22 protein-coding genes and 1 other annotated feature are annotated in these 19951 nt (G+C 40.0%); of the genes, 8 read left to right on the plus strand and 14 right to left on the minus strand.

Features of this window, described 5'->3' with window-relative positions; genetic code table 11:
• Positions 1–76: 76 nt before the first annotated feature.
• Positions 77–337, plus strand: a complete 261-nt coding sequence (locus J2X07_RS07910) for an HPr family phosphocarrier protein (protein ID WP_310257924.1) — start codon at positions 77–79, stop codon at positions 335–337.
• A 4-nt stretch (positions 338–341) separates the two neighbouring features.
• Here J2X07_RS07910 and J2X07_RS07915 read toward each other — a convergent pair whose 3' ends face one another.
• Positions 342–995 (minus strand): TVP38/TMEM64 family protein, encoded by a 654-nt coding sequence (locus J2X07_RS07915; RefSeq protein WP_310257925.1) that lies wholly within the window; start codon positions 993–995, stop codon positions 342–344.
• Between the two features lie 90 nt (positions 996–1085).
• Here J2X07_RS07915 and J2X07_RS07920 point away from each other — a divergent pair, with 90 nt between their 5' ends.
• On the plus strand, positions 1086–1334 hold the full coding sequence (locus J2X07_RS07920) for an HPr family phosphocarrier protein (RefSeq protein ID WP_310257926.1): 249 nt from the start codon (positions 1086–1088) through the stop codon (positions 1332–1334).
• A 107-nt stretch (positions 1335–1441) separates the two neighbouring features.
• Here J2X07_RS07920 and J2X07_RS07925 read toward each other — a convergent pair whose 3' ends face one another.
• Entirely contained in the window at positions 1442–2806 is a 1365-nt protein-coding gene (locus J2X07_RS07925; RefSeq protein ID WP_310257927.1) for an N-acetylmuramoyl-L-alanine amidase, read from the minus strand.
• A gap of 139 nt (positions 2807–2945) precedes the next feature.
• Here J2X07_RS07925 and J2X07_RS07930 point away from each other — a divergent pair, with 139 nt between their 5' ends.
• Positions 2946–3677, plus strand: a complete 732-nt coding sequence (locus J2X07_RS07930) for a ZIP family metal transporter (protein ID WP_310257928.1) — start codon at positions 2946–2948, stop codon at positions 3675–3677.
• 399 nt (positions 3678–4076) lie between these two features.
• On the opposite strand, the gene J2X07_RS07935 is transcribed toward J2X07_RS07930, so the two are convergent.
• Together J2X07_RS07935 and J2X07_RS07940 are read right to left on the minus strand one after the other, a co-directional pair.
• Positions 4077–4406, minus strand: a complete 330-nt coding sequence (locus J2X07_RS07935; RefSeq protein ID WP_310257929.1) for a YolD-like family protein — start codon at positions 4404–4406, stop codon at positions 4077–4079.
• A gap of 12 nt (positions 4407–4418) precedes the next feature.
• Positions 4419–5675: a DNA polymerase thumb domain-containing protein gene (locus J2X07_RS07940; RefSeq protein WP_310257930.1), complete on the minus strand. Its 1257-nt coding sequence runs from the start codon at positions 5673–5675 to the stop codon at positions 4419–4421.
• A gap of 162 nt (positions 5676–5837) precedes the next feature.
• Here J2X07_RS07940 and J2X07_RS07945 point away from each other — a divergent pair, with 162 nt between their 5' ends.
• Positions 5838–6038 carry a YqzH family protein gene (locus tag J2X07_RS07945; protein WP_310257931.1) on the plus strand — a complete coding sequence of 67 codons (201 nt, stop codon included), beginning with the start codon at positions 5838–5840 and terminating at the stop codon, positions 6036–6038.
• Between the two features lie 67 nt (positions 6039–6105).
• Here J2X07_RS07945 and J2X07_RS07950 read toward each other — a convergent pair whose 3' ends face one another.
• The gene (locus J2X07_RS07950) at positions 6106–6897 is read right to left on the minus strand and encodes an SDR family NAD(P)-dependent oxidoreductase (protein ID WP_310257932.1); all 792 of its coding nucleotides are present in this window, start codon (positions 6895–6897) and stop codon (positions 6106–6108) included.
• On the minus strand, positions 6894–7871 hold the full coding sequence (locus J2X07_RS07955) for an MBL fold metallo-hydrolase (RefSeq protein ID WP_310257933.1): 978 nt from the start codon (positions 7869–7871) through the stop codon (positions 6894–6896). Before J2X07_RS07955 ends, J2X07_RS07950 begins: the two co-directional genes overlap by 4 nt.
• 100 nt (positions 7872–7971) lie before the next feature.
• Positions 7972–8181, plus strand: a binding site (T-box leader).
• Positions 8182–8267: 86 nt separating this feature from the next.
• Between J2X07_RS07955 and proC the strand changes: the two genes are divergently transcribed.
• On the plus strand, positions 8268–9044 hold the full coding sequence (gene proC, locus J2X07_RS07960) for a pyrroline-5-carboxylate reductase (RefSeq protein ID WP_310258195.1): 777 nt from the start codon (positions 8268–8270) through the stop codon (positions 9042–9044).
• A gap of 10 nt (positions 9045–9054) precedes the next feature.
• Here the strand turns inward: proC and J2X07_RS07965 are convergent, their stop codons facing one another.
• A complete protein-coding gene (locus J2X07_RS07965) occupies positions 9055–9393 on the minus strand; it encodes a DUF3889 domain-containing protein (protein WP_310257934.1) in 339 nt (112 codons plus the stop codon).
• 135 nt (positions 9394–9528) lie between these two features.
• On the opposite strand from J2X07_RS07965, the gene J2X07_RS07970 reads away from it, so the two are divergent.
• From J2X07_RS07970 to namA, 3 genes are all read left to right on the plus strand, one after another.
• On the plus strand, positions 9529–9708 hold the full coding sequence (locus tag J2X07_RS07970) for a hypothetical protein (protein WP_310257935.1): 180 nt from the start codon (positions 9529–9531) through the stop codon (positions 9706–9708).
• A gap of 111 nt (positions 9709–9819) precedes the next feature.
• Positions 9820–10554: a glycerophosphodiester phosphodiesterase gene (locus tag J2X07_RS07975; protein WP_310257936.1), complete on the plus strand. Its 735-nt coding sequence runs from the start codon at positions 9820–9822 to the stop codon at positions 10552–10554.
• A gap of 90 nt (positions 10555–10644) precedes the next feature.
• Positions 10645–11661, plus strand: coding sequence for an NADPH dehydrogenase NamA (gene namA / locus J2X07_RS07980; RefSeq protein ID WP_310258196.1), 1017 nt, complete (start codon positions 10645–10647; stop codon positions 11659–11661).
• An 85-nt stretch (positions 11662–11746) separates the two neighbouring features.
• Here namA and J2X07_RS07985 read toward each other — a convergent pair whose 3' ends face one another.
• The 7 genes from J2X07_RS07985 to J2X07_RS08015 form a co-directional block, all read right to left on the minus strand.
• A complete protein-coding gene (locus J2X07_RS07985) occupies positions 11747–12391 on the minus strand; it encodes a phosphatase PAP2 family protein (protein ID WP_310257937.1) in 645 nt (214 codons plus the stop codon).
• A 16-nt stretch (positions 12392–12407) separates the two neighbouring features.
• Positions 12408–13586: a DNA polymerase IV gene (locus J2X07_RS07990; protein WP_310257938.1), complete on the minus strand. Its 1179-nt coding sequence runs from the start codon at positions 13584–13586 to the stop codon at positions 12408–12410.
• A 359-nt stretch (positions 13587–13945) separates the two neighbouring features.
• A complete protein-coding gene (locus J2X07_RS07995) occupies positions 13946–14446 on the minus strand; it encodes a MarR family transcriptional regulator (protein ID WP_310257939.1) in 501 nt (166 codons plus the stop codon).
• 192 nt (positions 14447–14638) lie between these two features.
• Positions 14639–15775 (minus strand): M20/M25/M40 family metallo-hydrolase, encoded by a 1137-nt coding sequence (locus J2X07_RS08000; protein WP_310257940.1) that lies wholly within the window; start codon positions 15773–15775, stop codon positions 14639–14641.
• Positions 15776–15792: 17 nt separating this feature from the next.
• The gene (locus tag J2X07_RS08005; RefSeq protein ID WP_310257941.1) at positions 15793–17340 is read right to left on the minus strand and encodes an acyl-CoA carboxylase subunit beta; all 1548 of its coding nucleotides are present in this window, start codon (positions 17338–17340) and stop codon (positions 15793–15795) included.
• Positions 17340–18182, minus strand: coding sequence for a methylmalonyl-CoA epimerase (gene mce / locus J2X07_RS08010; RefSeq protein ID WP_310257942.1), 843 nt, complete (start codon positions 18180–18182; stop codon positions 17340–17342). Before mce ends, J2X07_RS08005 begins: the two co-directional genes overlap by 1 nt.
• 22 nt (positions 18183–18204) lie before the next feature.
• Positions 18205–19845: an acyl-CoA mutase large subunit family protein gene (locus J2X07_RS08015; RefSeq protein WP_310257943.1), complete on the minus strand. Its 1641-nt coding sequence runs from the start codon at positions 19843–19845 to the stop codon at positions 18205–18207.
• Positions 19846–19951: the final 106 nt, after the last annotated feature.

The following is a 19951-nucleotide window of genomic DNA, read 5'->3' on the forward strand; positions in this document are numbered from 1 at the left end:
AAAATAGACCCGGTTTCAATTTATGGTTTCATGGGAAATATATCAGCAATTCATACATTTCAGGAGGTAATCAACCATGAAACAAATTTGTTCAAGAAAAGTAAAAGTCAGCGCAAAATTCACTGTAAATAAAGCTCTTGAAATCATGCAATTTGCAAAAGATTTTAACAGTCAGCTCTTTTTGAGCAAGAACGGCATGACGATACATGCAACCGGTCTTTCCCAGCTTGTCTCATTCTTTTTAACGTTAAAAGAAGGCGATTCTTTCCTTTATATTGTTGAAGGCGCTGATGCTGAATCCGCTATGAATAAAATGACGAATAAAATGGTTTATTAATATTTTACAAGCCGATTTTCGCCTTCATCTTCCTCTTAAATAGCAGTGGTATTCCCACAAGAACAAAGAGCAGGGTTGTACCAATCCACACCACTTCCTTGCTCCCAGCTGTCATCGATGTTCCGAGATATGTATATGCCAGCGTTCCAGGAATGATTCCAATTGCTGTTGCAGCCGCATAATCTTTAAATTTTATATTTGTAATCGAAGTCAAATAACTTACAAGATCATAGTTAAGTACAGGCAGGAGCCTCAGCAGCAATACGTACCGGAACCCTTCTTTCTCAATATTGCTGCGTATTTTCTCATATCGTTCATTCTTCCATTGCTTGCTTTTTTTAAAGCGACCTAACCGGTTAATCGCAAAGTAAGTGATTAATCCACCTCCAAGAGAACCAAGATATGTATATAAACAACCCCAATAAAATCCAAAAGAAAGTCCACTTGTTATTGCAAATATGGATGACGGGAACAGTACGAAAGGCCTAAGCGTATAAAGCACTATGAATAATACCGGTGCCAGCAGACCCCATTGCATAATCCAATCCCTAAAATCATTTGGACTGAATTGTTTGTAATTTCTTTGCAGCCAAAAAACGATCAAAAGTATTACCGTTATTCCTAATATAATCAGCAGCCATTTCTTATTGATTTTCATATTTCCTCCATGAAAAATCTATTTAGTATGCATTTTTCCTTCTTCTGCACATATCCATACATAATGTGAATGGCAAAGGAGGTATATTTTGTGATTGTAAGAGCAACTGAACCTATTTATGCTCAATCTGCTGCTAAGCTTGTTGAAGTTACAGGGAGTTTCAAAGAGTCCGTTTATCTGAAAAAAGGTGACCGTACAGCTGATGGCAAAAGCTTTTTAGGCATTATCGCACTTTCCATCTATCCAGACGATCCTGTTGAAATTATTTGCGATCCCCCTTCTATACAACTAGAAGAAAAATTGTTGTCTTCCGGACTTTTTAAAAGTTTTAATAGCTAGTTTAAACACAGGATGCTTGTGAATTTCTCTATAATTATATAATGACAAGCGGTTTATTTACTAATTTTTCTAGTTTGATTAAAAAAAAGCCGGTAACTTCCGGCTTCTTAAATTTCTTTTAATTGACTATTTATCGTCTCTATCTTTTGTTCAAGCGGCATTTTAGATTCCACTAGCATTTTTCGGTAGATCTCCAAGATCATCTTACTGTAGTTTGTACCAGGTACTGCCCATTTACCGTTTAATTGGTTCCACGTTAAAGCACTGCCCCTCTGGACCAATTGAAACCTTGGATCGACTAATGGATATTGTGCAGGAAGCTGATCCTTAGATGCGTATGCAAACAAATGCTGCATATGGGCAAGTACACCTTCTTTAGGCGTTTTGAATGTTGCAGATTCTCCTTTACCTGTTGCTCCAATCCCAGAAAAATTGTTTTGGGAAGCTTTCACACCGCTTTCAAAACGAAAATAGCCTGTCTCATGAATCGCCTGCGCATAAGCTACGTCCGCTCTAATTCCATAAACTTGTCCGATTTCCACATAATAATCGGCCAATGAAGGTGCTTTCGGATTTACTTTCCGAACAACGTTTTCCATTTCTGCTGCAGTAAGCACCGATTGTCCTTTGATCGTCAAACCTTTTGGCGGTTCGGGTTTTGGCTCCGGTTCGGGTTTTGGATTTTCTTCGCCTTTTATCATTACATAAGCATCTTTTATTCCTAAGGATTTGATTTTTTGCACTTGGTCATCTGCATTTTGCCGTATTTCATAAGCACCCGCTTGCACTCTATAATACGTTTTGTTATCGATTACTGTCTCATCTATAAAAGCAGCAATCTTTTTCTCTGCCAAGAAAGATATCCTTTCCGCTGCATTCTTTTTTTCTTCAAAAGCTCCCGCGTTTACTAAAAATAAATCCTTTGAAACTTCCTTTAGTGATAATGCCTTTGCTGTCCCAATCGCTATTGCTTTTGCAGCTTCATTTTGAAACTCTGATTTCATTAATAGAGCGGCGTTTTGTTCATTATCTATAAATACGACTTCCAATAAAACAGCAGGCATTTTTGTTTCACGCAGAACATGAAAGTTTGCTTGCTTTTGCCCTCTGTTCTTCACATTATATTTTTGCATAATTTTAGCCGTCTCTGCATGTATGGCGTTTTGAATTGCTTTTGTTTCAGAACCTGCTCCATTATATACATAACTTTCGAAACCTTCTCCTCCACCGCTGTTTTGGTGTATGGACAAATAGAAATCGGCTTTCTCTTTGTTTGCGAAGTCTGTACGTGCATCTAATGAAACAGTTGCATCTGTATTTCGTGTTAGCTTTACTGTTACTTCGTAGTTGTTCTTTAAATATGCCTCAATTTTCTTCGCTAGTTCAAGGTTGTATTTTTTTTCATCTTTTTCCTTATAAACTGCACCCGGATCACTTCCTCCGTGGCCAGGATCAATTATAACAAGCTTCAATATGTCACCTTCTTATAATCCATTTAAACGCTCATAAAGCGCGCTTACTTCTATTAAAAACGAAAAAAATGTATACTAAAAGAGCCAGATGCCTATATTTACAAAAAATGGTTATTAATCTAAGGGTGTGTCCTTTCAAATGGAAGCTGCATTAATCGGAAGTGTTTTATCTGCCTTAGCAACAGGTCTCGGTGCCGTGCCTATCCTCTTCTGGTCCCATGTCACTCACCGGTTTCGTGATATATTGCTTGCTCTTACAGCAGGCATCATGGTTGCTGCATCAACTTTCAGCTTAATACCACAAGCCTTGGCATTATCAAATTTATATGTACTAACAATTGGGATTTCGTTAGGCACAATAACTTTAATGCTTCTGGAAAAATTCGTTCCGCATGTTGACTTGGACCATTCCAAGATTTTTAAAGGAATTGATTCCAAAGCTGCTTTAATTATTGCCGCTATCACGCTGCATAACTTACCCGAAGGACTTTCAGTCGGTGTAAGCTATGCCAGCCACAATACAGGATTAGGCGGATTGATCGCATTTGCGATCGGTCTTCAGAACGCACCTGAAGGACTTCTTGTAGCACTTTTCTTAATTCATCAAAAAATGAACAAGTTTAAAGCTTTCCTTATTGCCACATTAACGGGTGCCGTTGAAATTATTACCAGTATGCTGGGCTTCTTATTGACTTCTTATGTTGAGAATCTTGTTCCTTATGGTTTATCTTTTGCGGCAGGCGCCATGCTTTTTATTGTGTATAAGGAACTGATTCCTGAAAGTCATGGAGACGGTCATGCCCGTTCAGCTACTTTATCCTTTATTACAGGGCTCTTAATCATGATCTATTTAACTGAAATCTTCAGCTGATCTTATGTAAAGACTCTTTTATAAAGATTGTTGCTATTGGCGTAATTCTGTCATTTAACTCCAATGATAAGTTGATTGGTGTGAAAGGTGTGAGACTCCTGCGGGACAGGCTGGCAGTCAGAAAAGCGGAAGCGGTTTGGTCAGCCCCGACAAGCAAAAGGGAGATGGGGCTAAGAAGGCGCTTTTTGCCTTCGGTACCATTAAGCTTTTGACCTCGAGGGGCTAACCGCTACAGCTAGACAGGTGAGACACTTATACGTGAAACGTACGAATGTGGCTCACCGTCTGCCCCGCGGAAAGCGAGCAACCTGAAACGGAGAACAACTCCTTTCAAGAGCAACTATGATTGCGAAAACAGCCTATGTAAAAAACCTAATGAAATTTCATTAGGTTTTTTCTTTATGAGTGATTGATGCCAATGATATCGGCTAAATTTAAAAGCTGAACCTCTGCTCTTTGATTCATAATGCGCAGCTGCTTTTTGAATTCATCTACATAGTGAACATGACCCGCGAGCTGTTTGATTTCCCCTTTTTGATAATAAGTAAACTTCAGCGTACTGTTCTCCTCCATTGCGATACAGATCGTTTCATTAAATTCTTCATATTTTTGTTCATCAAGAACAGGTTTTTTACCATAACTCAAGCCATTCTGATGTTCTCTCAGCATCTTTACATGTTCAGGCAGCATCATTGCTGTCCATTTGATTGTTCCTCTGTCGCGAATCAATGCGCTCCCTCCTTATGCCTTATGTCCGCCTAAAAGCCGGCTTCTGTGCAGGGCAGTTCCGCCCTTTGTATAAGAAACTGCACGCAAGAGAGCATTAGAGCCGTATTTTTGCCGGATATCATCCATCACATAACCGATTTTCCGCTTTTGCGGATGATCTAAAGAAAATAGCGTCAATTGTGTTTCTGCATCCTCACAAACATTCGACAGAGCGATTGAAATTTTCCGTACCGTCTGTCCTTGATAAAAGGTTTGAAATAAGTCCAGGCAAACTTCGTAAAGTTCCATCGTAATGTTGGATGGCTGATCAATCGTTTTAGAGCGATGAAAACCGCCGCCTCCTTCATCCTTGCTGTAACCTATCCCCAGGCTGATCGTCCGTCCAGCTTTTTGTGCTCTTCTGGCACGTCTTGCTACCTCCTCGCACATTTCAAGCATAACGTGTTTGATTTCTGTAACATCTGTGTAGTCTCTGAGTAAAATTTGGCTCTTCCCATAACTGATCTGTCCTTGCAGAATGGGAGCCCCTATCTCAGATAAGTCTATTCCCCAGGCATGATAGTAAAGCTGATTACCCATGATACCGAATTTTTTCTCCAAAAGCTCGAGCGGATAATGCGCTAAGTCACCCACTGTCACAATTCCCATTCTGTTTAAGGTCCGTTCAACACGTGATCCGATTCCCCACATCTGACTTAGTGGAGAAAGTGGCCATAGCTTATTTTTTACATCCTCATATGTCCATTCCGCCACACCCTTTTTTTTAGCCTCTAAATCCAGGCACAGCTTTGACAAAAGCATATTAGGACCTATTCCGATCGCACAAGGCAATCCGAACTCCCGCCAAATATCTCTTCGTATTTTTTGAGCTAATTTCTCAGCACTTCCCCATAATTTTTCTGTACCATCTGCCTGAAGAAAGCTTTCATCCACACTGTATGTGTGAATCGATTCGGCAGGCACATAGCGATGCAGCAGTTTCGTAATTTCCATCGATCGCTCTAGAAAGAACGCCATCTGTGCGTTTACTACAACAATATTTTTGTTTTTAGGGATCTCAAACAAGCGGTTGCCTGTCCGGATACCGAAATCAGCTTTTAACTGTGGAGAAGCTGCAAGAACCACGCTGCCTTGTCTCTCAGTGTCCCCTACAACCGCCAAATAACAAGTGAGCGGATTTAAACCTAGCCGGACAGCAGCGCAGCTGGCGTAAAAACTTTTCATATCCATGCACATAATCGTCCGTTTCGGATATTCATCATAGTTCATTTGGCATAGCCCCCCTTTTTTAGCGAACGTTTGTTCTTTATATGTATACCCATTTTAACCGAATGTATGTTCCTATAACAATGGTAATTTTTTCAGCATTTTTCGCACATTGACGTTTCCGGATCAAAAGTCTAGGATTTATAAGGAAAGACAGGTGATAGCATGGAGAATATTTTGTTTAGAAAGATGATCTTAAGAGCATTAAAGGATTATTTATGGGAGGAGGAAGATTGCATATTAAATGAAGATGAATGGCGAGAATTGGAAACAAAGATCATGACACGGCTCAAAGAAGAAAATCAAGAAGAAGCAGTGTATGCAATCGTTCAAGACGTAATTTATGATTATTTTACAAATAAATAAGCAGGCCCACTTCTAAAATAAAGTGGAACCTGCAATATGTTGTTTACATAATAAAATTATGGTTGATTTACTTTTGACGAAATGATTTTCCGCCTAAGGTTTCAACTACTCTTGGCATCAATTGGTAAAGAGTGCTTCCCGCGTTCATCCACCAAGGCAGGTTTAACTCACGTACAGGATGCTCCATTGCTTCAACGACTTTCTTAGAAACATGGGAAGGCTGAAGCATAAACTTTTGAATATTTTTTACGTAGTTCCCTGACTGATCAGCCAGTGTAAAGAAATCAGTTGCAATCGGCCCTGGATTCACCGTTGTGACAACTACTCCTTTATGTGCAACTTCTAGGCGGAGCCCATTCGAAAAACCAAGGACTGCATGCTTTGTTGCAGCATAAACACTTGATTTTGGCGTAGAAATTTTACCTGCTTGAGAAGCGATATTGATAATATGGCCAGAGCCTTTTTGAAGCATGTATGGAAGCACAGCCTGCGTACAAGCCATCAATCCGAGTACGTTCGTTGAAAACATACTTTCTACAGTCTGCCAATCCGCTTCAGCAAATTCCTCGAATACCCCGAACCCCGCGTTATTTACTAAAATATGTATCTCTTTCAAATCGATAAAAACACGCTGAAAGACTCCTTGGACGTTTTCTTGTTTTGAAACATCCAGTGCATAATAAGGTGCCTTAACCCCTGTTTCCTGAAAAATTGTGTCCTGAACAATTTTCAGCTGCTCTTCCCTTCTGGCAAGAAGAACAGGAATGCCTTTTCTTTTGGCAACATCCATAGCTAAGTGTGCCCCTAATCCTCCTGATGCACCTGTAATGACAACTACTTTATTTTCGATTGAACTCATCGTATGGCTCCTGTCTGGCTGAAATAAAATAAACCTTGATTTTCATCCTTCATGATTCGGTTTTCGTCCAAAAGCAAATCCAAGTGACCAGCTACTTCTGAAACAACAAGACCAAGCTGTCTTTCAAATAATTTAGGAAATAGACGTACACAAAGATCAAAAACAGTTAACGAATCTTGTCCTAGTAAATTTTCGATCGTTTTAGCCCGTTCCTCTTGATCATGAAGTCTCTTCTGGATCAATTCACTTGCATTGGAAAAAGGCTCTCCATGACCTGGATAAACCGTTCTAAGATTTAAGGTTAACAGATTTTTTAATGTTTCACGATATTGAAGCAGCGTTTTAGGGCGTTTTGTTTCGTAAAGGGCAGGCGGTTCTAAGAGCGCGTTGGATGAAATGTGCGGCAATAGTACATCTCCTCCGATAAAAATCCCCTGTTCTTCATGATAAAGCGCTAGATGATCAGGTGCATGGCCAGGTGTTTTTAAAAAGATGAAACCACTATGACCCGGCACTGCCTCACCAGGAAGAGCGGTTAAATCAGGTGTAAAAGTGCTCATATACGATCGCAGTTTTTTTAATTTTACTAGTTCCAATCTGCCGAATGAATCGGGAACACCAAAATGGCTGTAAAGCTTTGTATAAAAAGACTCTGTCCATTTTAAAAATTCACTGTTTCCACTTACATATGGAACAGCTTCTTTCAGCATAATGGTCTGGACACCCGCTTCTTGAATTTCTTTTGATAAACCGGCATGGTCAGGATGATAATGAGTGCAAATGTATTGATCTAAATCTTCAAATTTCAGTCCATGCTCATTTAACGAGGCAAGGAGAAGTTCCCTTGCTTCATGTGTTTTGGGACCGCTGTCGATAAGTGTAACCGCCTCGCCTTTAAGGAGAAAACAATTGACAGGACCTACATCAAAAGGAGTAGGGAGAGTTATGGGAATAATCGTATCAGCTTTTGTCATCTTTTCCTCCAAATTAAATAACTTATTGACATACATACTGAAATCATAGCATAATGTCTTTTAAAATATAAAATGAAAATTCTTAATTATTCGTGAATATAAGACGGCTTAGAAAGGGATCAGTAAGCATTTATCCTCCGTTAAGAGAGTGAAACTCAAAGGCTGTAAGGTTTCACCGGCAAGGAAATGCTGAACCTGCCCTGGAGCATTCGGAGAAAATCCGACGCAGTTCTGCGATAATGACATTTTGAGCGGGCAGCACATCTGCCAATGAAGGTGGTACCACGGATCACTCCCATCCGTCCTTTTTGAAGGACTGGGAGTTTTTTTATACTCAAATATGAGGAGGGATCTGTCGTGAACAAAGAAAAAATAGTGTTTATTGGTGCAGGTGCAATGGCTGAAGCGGTTATGGAGGGAATGCTGAAAACAGATCAATGGCAGGCACAGCACCTCACGATTAAAAACCGCTCAAACAAAGAGCGGCTTCAGGAACTTCAATTCAAATACGGTGTCTCTTTATCGATAAATATAAAAGACACGATAGAAAATGCTGATATTATCATTTTGGCTGTTAAACCAAAAGATGCAAGTGAAGCCGTAATAAGCTTGCAGCCCTTTATAAAAAAAGAACAGCTGATTATCTCTGTGATGGCGGGAATCTCTACTTCAAATATTACGGATTGGACGAAAAAAGAAAATCCAGTGATTCGGGCGATGCCGAACACTTCAGCATCAATCGGATATTCGGCAACTGCCCTTTCTAACGGAAAATTCGCAACTGATCTGCATGTAAAAAAAGCCTTTGAACTGTTTGAGACGATTGGTACGGTCACACATGTTGCAGAAGATAAACTTCATATCGTTACAGGATTGTCTGGAAGCGGACCAGCTTACGTCTATTATATTGCCGAAGCGATGCAAAAAGCGGCTGAAGAACTAAGTCTATCCGAAGAAGAAGCGAGGAATCTGATTTCTCAAACCTTGCTAGGTGCTTCACTTATGCTAAAAACTACCGCCGCATCGCCGATCGAGCTTCGTAAAAAAGTAACAAGCCCTGGCGGAACGACAGAAGCCGGGATTGGTACACTTGATCAATACAAAGTACAAGATGCCTTCTTAGCCTGTATTAAAAAAGCGGTGAAAAGATCTGAAGAATTAGGAAGCATGTGATTTCTAAATGTTATCGGGTTGTTTCTTGGAATGAAATATGTTTAAATATCCGCTGAGGGGTTAAGGTAATTGTAATGACGACCCCCTTTTCAGCAGCACCTTTTCTTAGCCATAACTTAAATCGTTCGACATTATCTCCGTTTTGAGCCAAATTTCGACCTAAATACGAATAGTCAACAATTTGATAATCAGGGTATCGTTTTCCGGTTTCAAAAACAGCCAGCCTGCCCCATTTCGCATAAGACGGTTCTTGCATACCAGGATAGGCCGCATAAACAACAGGCGTTACAAAAGAAATCATTAGCAATCCGGCTAGCAAAACGGAAAATAATTTGATAGTTATCTTCAAATAAAATCACTCCTTTTATATATTTTGTGCTATTTCTCTCTGTAATTCTGCAAAAATTGACGATTAGAAAAAATTGACAACCCTATTTCTGGATTTTATCATTTAATGAAGAGCTAGATTTAGGGAGGGATAGATGTGGCAGAAACTGAAATTTCCCAAAGATACCTTGAATTGCGCATTCAGTTTGAAAAATTCACGAAACGTTCTTTAACAGAAAAAGAATTAGTATTTATTCGCTGGCTAACAGAAAAAGGAGCCAATGTTGAGGAACATAAAAAAGAAGAAAAAAAATTACGGCGTAAACGCCGCAGGTAAACATACCCCTCCTAAGATTGCAGGAGGGGTTTCTTTCATTTCCCTTCGCGTTTATTTTCGCTTATACTAATCCATAATTAATAAGAAAAGGCTGCTGGAAGGAGTTAAATGATGACCTATATTTTTGCACACAGAGGTTCTAGTAAGGATTGTCCCGAAAATACGATGGCTGCTTTCAAAAAAGCCTTTGAAGATGGAGCTGACGGCATTGAATTAGATGTACAGCTTACGAAAGATGGAGTTCCTGTTATTATCCACGATGAGAAGATCGACCGGACAACAAACCAAAAAGGGTATATAGCTGATTATACATATGAAGAACTTTTGAATATCGATGCGGGCAGCTGGTTTTCAAAAGCATTTCAAAATGAACACATCCCCTCTCTCGAAATGCTATTGCAATGGATTGCTCCTTTGCCTTTGTTGTTAAACGTTGAACTAAAAAATAACGAGATCGAATACGATGGCCTTGAGGAAAAAACATTAGATCTTCTTCACCGATATGGCATGGAGAAACGGACAGTTCTTTCATCTTTTAATCATTATAGTTTAATAAAAATAAGAAAGTTAAATCCATATATTGAAACGGCTCCTCTCTATTCGGACGGTCTTTTGGATCCATGGGAATATGTGAAAGTGGTGAGCTCGCAAAGTGCACATCCATATTATAAAACGCTTCATCCCTATATCATGGAGGGTTTTAAAAGAAACAATATTCCGTTAAGACCATACACAGTTAACCAAAAAAAATGGATGCAATACTTTTTTAAATGGGGTGCACAAGCCATCATAACTGACTATCCGCTTATCGCGAGAAGTGTGCTGCACGGCGATCCATCAAAATAATACGAGCAGATATTTTTAAAAATGACGGTGAAAGATTTACAATAAACCTAGCTTGCCTAGTGCCCTTTAAATGAAAAGGAGATGTTTATTATTCAATCATTACTATTTCAACCCTTAACCATTCGTGATGTAACGTTAAAGAACCGTATCGTAATGTCACCGATGTGTATGTATTCTTGTTACGACCAAGATGGAAAAGTTACACCTTGGCATATGACTCACTATACATCAAGAGCAGTAGGTCAAACAGGCTTGATCATGACCGAAGCTACTGCTGTCAGTCCACAAGGAAGAATAAGCCCCGAAGACTTAGGCATTTGGGATGACAGCCATATCGAAGGATTATCACAGCTCGTAAAATCGATTCAAGATAACGGTGCAAAAGCAGCTATTCAAATTGCACATGCCGGCCGTAAAGCGGTGATTGACGGTCCGATCATTGCACCATCTGCTATTGCCTTTTCTGATGATATGAAAACACCTGAAGAAATGACTTTAGAGCAGATAACAGAAACCGTCAATCAGTTCAGATCAGCTGCTAGAAGAGCAAAAGAAGCTGGTTTTGATATTATTGAAATTCATGGAGCACACGGATATTTAATCAATGAATTCCTGTCTCCGCTTTCGAATAGACGAACAGATTCATATGGCGGCAATCAGCAAAAAAGATACCGGTTCTTACAAGAGATTATTGCTTCTATGAGGCTGGAATGGGACGGCCCACTGTTCGTTAGAATATCAGCTAATGACTATCATCCAGATGGAAACACTCCCGAGGATTATGTAACATACGCTTCTTGGATGAAAGAAGATGGCGTTGATCTCGTTGACTGCAGCTCTGGTGCCGTTGTGCCTGCCAGAATCAACACTTATCCTGGTTACCAAGTTCCGTTTAGTGACCTGATCAAAAACAGCGCAGGCATCGCAACAGCTGCCGTCGGATTAATTACTACAGGCCGTCAAGCTGAAGAAATTCTTCAAAACCAAAGAGCAGACCTGATCTTTATTGCACGTGAGTTCTTGAGAGATCCGTATTGGCCAAGAACGGCTGCAGAAGAATTAAGAGAAGACATCCAAAGTCCAAAACAATATGAACGAGGCTGGTAAAATAACGTTAGAAAGCTGGCCCCGGCACCAAATAGGTCCGGAGCCAGCTTTTCAATTTAATCTATGGGTATTCCCCTTTGTTACCCTAGCCAATTCTTATTTTTTGCAGCATTTTATAAAGTAAAATACATATGAACAACCAAGTAGCCCCTGCAAAAAAACCGCCTAGGACATCTGTTGGATAGTGGACACCTAAATACACGCGGCTAAAGCCGATTAAGAACACAAACAGACCTGTCAATCCGTAAACTATTTTTTTTCTGGGCTTCATAAATGAATAGTTTTGAACAAGCAAAAAAGCTAGCATAGAGAAAAATGCGATTGAAATCATCGCATGTCCGCTCGGAAAACTATAGCCGCTTATATCAATGACAGGATGAAAAACAGGGCGATCCCGATCATAGAAGTTTTTTAGCCAATGATTTCCGTATCTGATACCCATGATGCATATTCCTAACACTAGCGGTTCTCTCCATTTTTTTTCACCAATTAGCCAAATCACAGCAAAAAAGATATATACAGCATATTGATAAGGTCTGGAAGCAAAATTAGTTAAAGTTATAAACACGGAATTTAAACCTGTTTTATGCCAAGATACAATGTTTTTCATTACCCAAACATCTATTTGCCGAACAGAAGACTGCTTATAAAGTACAGAAAAGAGAAAAAAGAACATGATAAAAACAGCAATATAGACGACAATTTTCACCTTATTATCTTTAAGAGTCATTCATTCACAGCCCTTGCTATTTTTTCCCCCGTTTTATGATTCCTTCACCATGTTTTCTTTCAATGGAAGAGAGGACATCATGCAAAAGCGCTTCTTTTTCATTTTTGGCAACTGAGAATAAATCAAGCTGAACAGTAGCATTTTCTTTCTCAATCACTTCCGTTGCAGTAATTCCAAGCAGACGAACTGCTTCTTTTGACCAATGCTGTTTAAATAATTTCATTGCTGTTTTAAAGATTTCTTCCTGATTTCGTGTAGGATTCTCTAGCATTTTACTTCTTGTAATAGTTTTTCGATCACTATATCTAATGGTAATCGCAATGGTTAAAGCAAGGTATCCTTTAGTTTCAAGCCGTTTTGTTACTTTTTCTGATAATCCTTTGAACACAGGTTCTGCCTCACTCTGCGTTTCAATATCTTGACTTAATGTCGTTGAACTGCCGATCGACCGATGATCACTGACTGACGAGGGGTCGACAATCCGTGAATCAATACCATTGGCTCTTTCTTTCATTTTTAAGCCATTGATGCCAAAGCGCTGTTTCATTTCATAATCAGCTGCATGTGCGAGGTCTTTTACCGTGATAATTCCATACTTATTTAATTTTTCTTCTGTCTTTTTACCGATCCCGTGGAGCTCCCCTACCTTCAGCGGCCAGAGTTTGTGAGGGATGTCCCGTTTTCTTAAGACGGTAATGCCAAGCGGCTTCTTCATATCTGATGCCATTTTAGCTAAAAATTTATTCGGTGCAATGCCAATCGAGCAGGGCATACTTAATTCATGGAGCAGCCGCTGCTGAATTTCTTGTGCCAATTGCAGCTGATTTTGACATTCAGTAACATCCATATAACCCTCATCAATGGAAACAGGTTCAACCCATTCGGTATATTCCTGCAAAAGACGAAAGATTTGAGAAGAATACAACTTATATGTCTCAAAATCAGGAGGTACAACTATAAGATGAGGACAGAGCTTTTTTGCCTGCCATAACGGCATAGTTGTTTTAACTCCTTTTTCTCTCGCTTCATAGCTGCATGTTACAATGATGCCTTTACGTTCTTCAACATTGCCTGCTACTGCCAAGGGTTTACCTCTCAGACTAGGATCCTTTGCCATCTCAACGGATGCATAGAAGCTATTCATGTCCACATGAAAAATTATTCTTCTTTTTGGCATAGAGGGTTGATATAACATGATGACTCCTTCGGTGATTCTATATTTATTAGTATATGATATCGGATGAGCTTTCAAAACAAAACATTTAATTAATAAAGGCTGTTTTCGCATACATTGTTGTTTTTGAAAGTTGTTGATTTCCGTTACAGGATGCTCGCTTTCCGCGGGGCACGCGGTGAGCCACATTCGTACGTTTCACGTATAAGTGTCTCACCTGCCCACCTGTCCCGCAGGAGTCTCGCACCTTGCACTCCAATCAACTGTCAAAGAAGAATATAAAACAAGATTAAAAAACAACGATCTTTTTGAGCCTTTAGAAAAAACATAACAAAAAACCGGCTCAAAAGTGAAATTATCACGATTGAGCCGGTTTCTTCTTAAGCGTTCGCCTTATGTAATCTCTTACCGGTATCTTCTACCCAGTCCACAAAATCTTCTCCGTGGAAATGTTTGTTTAAATCCTTATGTAATTGAACAAGTTCACGATAAAATTCTCTTCTGTCTCCATCTTCAAGCCATTTTTGCAAGAAACCATATACTTGGCAGTTGAAATCGGCTGATTCCTTTTGTTTTTCCCAGCCTTTTTCTGTTAAGTATACGTAGGATATGCGTCGATCATCATTCTTTTTCTCTAGTTCGACGAGTCCTTTTTCTTTCAATCTCTTAATGACTTGCATAACAGTAGATACATCCCATAAACCATAATAAGCAATCTTAGAGATGGTAATGTCTTCTTCAAAGGAGACTATCCATAAGATATGCAATTCTGCTTGTGTTAAACCTAGCGCTTTCGCCGATTTCTGCCAGTCTTCTTCTAAAACTTTATAGACACCGCGCATATAGTTAACCATCATATGTCTGTCTGATACTTGGCTCATCCCATTTCCTCCCCATTGAAATAAGAATATTAGTAAATTACCAATATTTAGATGATAAAAACATCTTACATAACCTTTGAAGTTACTGTCAACTTTAATCTCTAAATTTGTTAACTTTTCTAACAAAAACAGGCATCTTTACCTATAAAAAACAAAAACTTGACGATAAATTTCCGTCAAGTTTCGTTTAAATTATTCGTTTCCTGAAGCAGCGACCTCTATAACGGCAAGTACGATTTCTGCTGTTTTAGTAAGTTCTTTAACAGGCATTCTTTCATTTGTAGTATGAATTTCTTCATAACCTACTGCCAGGTTTACAGTGGGAATTCCGTGACCCGCAATAATATTTGCATCACTTCCACCGCCGCTATGAAGAAGCTGGTGAGGACGGCCGATCTTTTCAGCCGCTTTTTTCGCTACTTCCACGACATGGTCTCCTTCACCAAACTTAAACCCAGGATACATCACTTCGATCTCTACTTCTGCACGTCCGCCCATTTCAGAAGCGACCGTTTCGTAAGCTTCCTTCATTTTCGCTGTTTGTGTCTCCATCTTTTCTTGAATTAAAGAACGGGCTTCGGCTAAAACGAACACACTGTCACAAACAATATTCGTCTGTTCCCCTGTTCCTCCACCGTGGAAATGGCCGATGTTTGCTGTCGTTTCTTCATCAATTCTGCCTAAAGGCATACGTGCAATTGCTTTAGCAGCAATTGTAATGGCTGAAACACCCTTTTCAGGTGCTACACCAGCATGAGCTGATTTCCCGAAAATCTTTGCTCTAACTTTTGCCTGTGTAGGAGCAGCTACGATAATATCACCAACAGGACCGTCACTGTCTAAAGCAAAACCATATTTTGCAGTAATCTTAGAGGCATCCATAGCTTTAGCGCCTACTAATCCAGATTCTTCTCCAACAGTGATAACAAACTGAATATCTCCATGTGATATATTTTGCTCTTTTAGCACTCTGATCGCTTCAAACATCGCAGCTAGACCTGCTTTATCATCTGCACCCAGAATCGTTGTTCCGTCTGTTACGACATAACCATCTTTAATAGACGGCTTGACCCCTTTTCCGGGTGTAACAGTATCCATGTGTGACGTGAAATAAATTGTATCTACACCATCTTTGTTGCCTTTAAGGGTACAGATTAAATTCCCTGCAGCATGATCGGTTTTTGATTCCGCATCATCTTCATACACTTCTAATCCAAGGTCCTCAAACTTTTTCTTGAGTACGATAGAGATTTCCTTTTCATTTCTCGTTTCAGAATCAATTTGAACGAGCTCTAAAAACTCATTTAATAGACGTTCTTCATTTACCATTATGTATTCCCTCGCTTTTATAGTGGTATATTTCCATGCTTTTTGTATGGTCGGTCTTCTTGCTTGTTGCGCAGCATGTCCAACGCCTGAATACACTTGATTCTTGTTTCCCTTGGATCAATAACATCATCGACCATTCCATTTGCAGCTGCAATATATGGATTTGCAAATTTCGTACGATACTCTTCAATTTTGTCAGCCCTCGTCTTCTCAGGGTCTTCGCTGTTCGCGATATCTCTTGCAAATATTACATTTGCTGCTCCCTGAGGTCCCATAACTGCTATTTCAGCATTCGGCCAAGCAAATACAAGGTCTGCTCCAATTGATTTACTGTTCAGTGCTACATAAGCACCGCCGTAAGCTTTACGAAGTATAATCGTAATCTTTGGAACTGTCGCTTCAGAATAAGCATATAAAATTTTTGCTCCATGCCGGATAATTCCCCCATGCTCTTGTTTAACTCCAGGGAAAAAGCCCGTTACATCTTCAAATGTGATAATCGGAATATTAAATGAATCACAAGTTCTGATAAAACGTGAAGCTTTGTCAGAAGAATCAATATCAAGACCACCAGCCATGACTTTTGGCTGATTACATACTAATCCTACCACTTCACCCTTAATTCTTGCAAAACCTACGACAATATTTCTTGCAAACTGTGCATGTACTTCCATGAACGATTCTTTATCAACAATTTCATTGATTACATTTCTAACGTCATATGGCCTTGTCGAATCAAAAGGAATGATTTCAGTTAATTCTGAACGGTAATCTTCCTCATCTCCCCAAGGTAATACAGGCGGCTTCTCTTTATTATTCTGCGGAAGATAGGAAATTAATCTTCTAACCTCTTCAAGCACATCTGCCTCTGATGAAGATGTAAAATGAGCATTGCCGCTTTTAGATGCATGAACTTCTGCACCGCCTAAATCTTCTGAAGAAATATTTTCCCCGGTCACTGTTTCAATTACTTTAGGTCCTGTAATAAACATTTGACTTGTTTTTTCCACCATGAAAACAAAGTCAGTGATGGCAGGAGAGTATACAGCTCCACCCGCACAAGGTCCCATAATGACAGAAATTTGAGGTATCACGCCTGAGTAGATGCTATTTCTGTAAAAAATATGTCCATATCCGTCTAAAGACATTACTCCTTCTTGTATGCGGGCACCACCAGAATCGTTCAAACCAATAAAAGGAGTACCGTTCTTCGCGGCCAAATCCATGACCGCACTGATTTTTTTAGCATGCATCTCACCTAATGCTCCGCCGAACACGGTAAAATCCTGGGCAAATAAATAGACGGGACGTCCATGTATTTTTCCATACCCTGTTACAACACCTTCGCCTGGTGCTTTCATTCCGGATAAACCAAAATCATGCGAGCGATGTTCAATAAAAGGATTGAGTTCAACAAAAGTACCTTCATCCAGTAAAAGATCGATTCGTTCACGTGCAGTAAGTTTTCCCCGCTCATGCTGTTTATCGATGCGGTCATCGCCGCCGCCCATTTCAATTTCTCTCTTTTTTTCATAGAGTTCATTAATTTTATCGTAGATGTCCATTATACTTCCTCCTTTTTCACTTTTTCACATAGTTCGAATAACACTTTGTGTGTGGAAGAAGGGTGCATGAACGCGACTGAAGCACCTCCTGCACCAAGTACTGGTGTTTCATTGATCATTTTTATTCCGTTCGCTTTCATATCATCAATGCGATCTTGAATATTGGTAACACCTAAAGCTATATGGTGAACACCTTGTCCCCGTTTTTGGATAAACTGAGCGATCGGGCTGTCTTCTGATACGGGCTCAAGCAATTCCAAACGCGTCCCTCCAATTTTAATAAAGGCCACTTTAACTTGTTGTGATGCAACTTCTTCAATCGCTTCCAATGTTAAGCCTAGCTGATTGACATAGAAGGGCAGTGTCTCATCCAGTGATGAAACAGCAATTCCGATATGATCAATTTTTTCAGGTGGTACAGTCTTTTTCGATGTATCGATTCCGTCTCTTTCAAATACGGCTTTTTCAATAAATTTTGCTGTTTCAATCGTTGGTGTCCCTGGTGTGAACACTTTCTTAATCCCTTTTTCCTCTAAGAAGGGGATGTCTTCCCATGGAATGACTCCTCCACCAACTACTATGATTTCATCGGCTCCCTGTTCGTGAAGGAGACGCATAACTTCAGGAAAAAGTTCATTGTGTGCTCCAGACAAACATGACAGCCCAATTGCATCGACATCTTCTTGGATCGCAGCTGCTGCAATCTGTTCAGGCGTTTGTCTCAAGCCTGTATAGATTACTTCCATGCCATAATCTCTTAAAGCTTGTGAAATAACAAGCGCTCCTCGATCATGCCCATCCAGACCTGGTTTTGCTATTAAAACACGGATTGTTTTTTTCATCTCTGTCCACTCCTCTTTATGTCTAGACGCCTGTATATTCGCCAAACTCTTCACGCAGTACGCCGCAGATTTCGCCAACTGTACAATAGGATTTCACACATTCTAAAATAACCGGCATTAGATTATCTTGGCTTTTAGCTGCTGTTCGCAGTGATTCCAACTGAGCGCTCACTCGGTTTCCGTCTCTTTTTGCTTTTAGCTGCTGGAGTTTTTCACGCTGTTTTTCTCCTAAAGCCGGATCTACTCTTAACAATTCAGGCTGCGGCTCATTCTCCACGATGAATTTGTTCATTCCTACAATAATTTCTTGGCCGTTCTCGATTCTTTTCTGTGTTTCATAAGAAGTATGATGGATCTCACGCTGCATGTAACCTTGTTCTACCGCAGAAACCGCCCCGCCCATCTGCTTAATTTTATCAATATATTCATTCGCTTTTCTTTCGAGTTCATCTGTTAAGTTCTCTACATAATAAGAACCTGCCAGGGGATCAACTGTATCTGCAACCCCTGTTTCATGAGCTAATATTTGCTGTGTTCTCAGCGCGATTCTTGCAGACTCTTCTGTTGGAAGAGCGAGTGCTTCGTCTCTGGAATTCGTGTGAAGACTTTGTGTGCCTCCTAACACAGCGGATAAAGCTTGTGTCGTAACGCGAACAATATTGTTATCTGGCTGCTGTGCCGTTAATGTTGAACCGCCAGTCTGTGTATGAAAACGAAGCTGCCATGACTTCGGATTCTTTGCCCCATATTGTTCTTTCATAAGCTTTGCCCACATTCTTCTCGCTGCTCTAAACTTCGCAGCTTCTTCAAAGAACTGATTGTGTGCGTTAAAGAAAAAGGCTAAGCGAGGTGCAAAATCATCGATATTTAACCCTGCTTCCAATGCAGCATCGACATATGCGATCCCGTTTGCGATCGTAAAAGCTAATTCCTGGGCCGCATTGGCACCTGCTTCTCTTATGTGATAACCAGAAATACTGATTGTATTCCATTTCGGAACTTCTGCCTGGCAATAGCCGAAAATATCTGTGATCAAACGCATCGATGGCTTAGGCGGAAATATGTAGGTACCGCGCGCAATGTATTCTTTTAAAATATCATTTTGAATCGTACCTGAAATCTTATCTGAAGGTACACCCTGTTTTTCGGCAACTGCGATATACATGGCCAAAAGAACGGAAGCAGGTGCGTTAATCGTCATTGATGTACTCACTTTATCAAGAGGAATTCCTTTTAATAATGCTTCCATATCCTCTAATGAATCGATGGCTACGCCAACTTTACCGACTTCTCCGCGTGCCATTGGATGATCCGAATCGTAGCCGATTTGTGTTGGCAGATCAAAAGCAACGGATAATCCTGTCTGACCTTGCTTCAATAGATATTGAAACCTTTTATTCGTTTCTTCAGCTGATCCAAATCCAGCATATTGTCTCATTGTCCAAAAGCGTGCTCGGTACATTGTCGGCTGAGCGCCCCGCGTATATGGATACTCCCCTGGCAGACCGAGTGATTCCATAGGATAATTTACATCTTCAGCACCATATAATCTATCGATCTCAATATCTGAAGAAGTATGAAAACGTTCTTGTCTTTCTGGAAATCTATTCATTAATTGATCTGTTTTATCTTGCCATTCTTTTAAACGTTGCTGTTTATCCATTGGTGGCCTCCTGTTAAAAACGAAAGATATTCTCAACATAACATCTTTCGTTTTGAAAGCGCTTTTTCCTGCTTGTTTTCGCAAATTTTCGACGAAAAATGCAGGA

Origin of the sequence: Fictibacillus barbaricus (assembly GCF_031457135.1) — a bacterium.
Lineage (GTDB): Bacteria > Bacillota > Bacilli > Bacillales > Fictibacillaceae > Fictibacillus > Fictibacillus barbaricus_A.

Coding starts and splice junctions, on each gene's coding strand:
- J2X07_RS07910 (WP_310257924.1), top strand. CDS start 77: ATGAAACAAATTTGTTCAAGAAAAGTAAAAGTCAGCGCAAAATTCACT.
- J2X07_RS07915 (WP_310257925.1), bottom strand. CDS start 995: ATGAAAATCAATAAGAAATGGCTGCTGATTATATTAGGAATAACGGTA.
- J2X07_RS07930 (WP_310257928.1), top strand. CDS start 2,946: ATGGAAGCTGCATTAATCGGAAGTGTTTTATCTGCCTTAGCAACAGGT.
- J2X07_RS07940 (WP_310257930.1), bottom strand. CDS start 5,675: ATGAACTATGATGAATATCCGAAACGGACGATTATGTGCATGGATATG.
- J2X07_RS07945 (WP_310257931.1), top strand. CDS start 5,838: ATGGAGAATATTTTGTTTAGAAAGATGATCTTAAGAGCATTAAAGGAT.
- J2X07_RS07950 (WP_310257932.1), bottom strand. CDS start 6,897: ATGAGTTCAATCGAAAATAAAGTAGTTGTCATTACAGGTGCATCAGGA.
- J2X07_RS07955 (WP_310257933.1), bottom strand. CDS start 7,871: ATGACAAAAGCTGATACGATTATTCCCATAACTCTCCCTACTCCTTTT.
- proC (WP_310258195.1), top strand. CDS start 8,268: ATGGCTGAAGCGGTTATGGAGGGAATGCTGAAAACAGATCAATGGCAG.
- J2X07_RS07975 (WP_310257936.1), top strand. CDS start 9,820: ATGACCTATATTTTTGCACACAGAGGTTCTAGTAAGGATTGTCCCGAA.
- J2X07_RS07985 (WP_310257937.1), bottom strand. CDS start 12,391: ATGACTCTTAAAGATAATAAGGTGAAAATTGTCGTCTATATTGCTGTT.
- J2X07_RS07990 (WP_310257938.1), bottom strand. CDS start 13,586: ATGTTATATCAACCCTCTATGCCAAAAAGAAGAATAATTTTTCATGTG.
- J2X07_RS07995 (WP_310257939.1), bottom strand. CDS start 14,446: ATGAGCCAAGTATCAGACAGACATATGATGGTTAACTATATGCGCGGT.
- J2X07_RS08000 (WP_310257940.1), bottom strand. CDS start 15,775: ATGGTAAATGAAGAACGTCTATTAAATGAGTTTTTAGAGCTCGTTCAA.
- J2X07_RS08005 (WP_310257941.1), bottom strand. CDS start 17,340: ATGGACATCTACGATAAAATTAATGAACTCTATGAAAAAAAGAGAGAA.
- mce (WP_310257942.1), bottom strand. CDS start 18,182: ATGAAAAAAACAATCCGTGTTTTAATAGCAAAACCAGGTCTGGATGGG.
- J2X07_RS08015 (WP_310257943.1), bottom strand. CDS start 19,845: ATGGATAAACAGCAACGTTTAAAAGAATGGCAAGATAAAACAGATCAA.